Source organism: Bifidobacterium hapali (assembly GCF_002259755.1).
Classification (GTDB): domain Bacteria; phylum Actinomycetota; class Actinomycetes; order Actinomycetales; family Bifidobacteriaceae; genus Bifidobacterium; species Bifidobacterium hapali.
This window is the reverse complement of record NZ_MWWY01000076.1, coordinates 1-1,134: the sequence shown is the minus strand read 5'-3', so window position 1 is coordinate 1,134 and position 1,134 is coordinate 1. Positions and strand designations below refer to the sequence as shown.

Sequence of the window (1,134 nt, the reverse complement as noted above, 5' to 3'; positions counted from 1 at the left end):
AGTAGGCGATGGATGGCGGGTGTTTAGTGGAGGCGACAAACGAAGACTGCCATAGTGCGTTGTTGAGGCGTTGGTGGCCGCCCCGGGCGGGGTGTTCGCCTTGGATGATGGTGACGGATTGGCTGGTGATGGGCGCGATGCCGGCGTAAGCGGCGAGGTGGGACGGGTTTTTGAAGTGGGAGATGNTCCCGCCGATTGCGAGGAGGATGTTGCTTGCGGTCCTGGCGCCTATCCCGGGCATCGACGTCAGGACCGTGAGAAGAGGGTGATCGTTGAGGAGCTCCTCGACCTGCGAGGCGAGGTTGCGGCGCCGGTCCTTGATCTGTTTGATGTCGCGGGCGATCGAGGGGATGATGGTCTCGGCCATGTCGGTGCCGGGTACGGTAACGGTCTGTTCACCGATGGCCTTGAACATGTCGTCGATGATGCGTTCGGCACGTATCCCCTTGTCCTTGGCCCATCGTCTGACCTGTTCGATGCCAGCCTCGCGCATGCCCATGGGGCCTCCGTAGCGTTCGAGCAGGGCGAGGGTCGCGTCGCGGGTGACGCGTTCGCCCTTCAGGACGCGTTCGAATGCGGGGTGGGTCTGCAGGAGCAGGCTGCGTAGCCGGTTGATGTGGCGGGTGGATTCGTGGGCGAGGTCCTCGTCGTGGCCCGCGAGGATCTTCAGGGCGGCGAGGGTCTCGTCGTCCGGTCCTGCGTCCCTGAGGCTTTCGGGGATTTTGAGCGCGGCCCATGCGATCACGTACGCGTCCCTCCGGTCGGTCTTCGCGGTTCCGGGCAGCAATTGCGCGGTCCTGCGCATCGCGGTGCCGGGCAGGTAGGCGACCTGTACGCCCATGCTCCGGGCCACGGTCAGCGGCAGGGAGCCGATGGTGTTGGGCTGGTCGACGACCAGCAGCACGCGCCCGCGTCTGGAGAGCTTCTCCAGCATCGTGCGGATGGCCTTCTCGTCCTGTTTGAGTGGCTTGTCGTACAGGGTGTTGCCGTCGTGGTCGAGGGCGTGCGCGTGGTGCGCGCTCTTGCCCACGTCCAGTCCGACCCACACGTCGATGTCGTCCGGAGTCATCGTCATCCCTCCCGTCATGAAGGTTTCCGGCCGCCGTGGACCCTGCAAGAAGGTCCGGACGCCCG

1 protein-coding gene is annotated in these 1,134 nt (G+C 65.3%); it reads right to left on the bottom strand.

All coding sequences use genetic code 11. The annotated features are described in order from the left end of the window. Positions 1-1,069 (bottom strand): IS110 family RNA-guided transposase (locus BHAP_RS11360; RefSeq protein ID WP_094730747.1); only part of this gene is annotated, 1,069 nt, incomplete at its 3' end. Positions 1,070-1,134 lie beyond the last annotated feature (65 nt).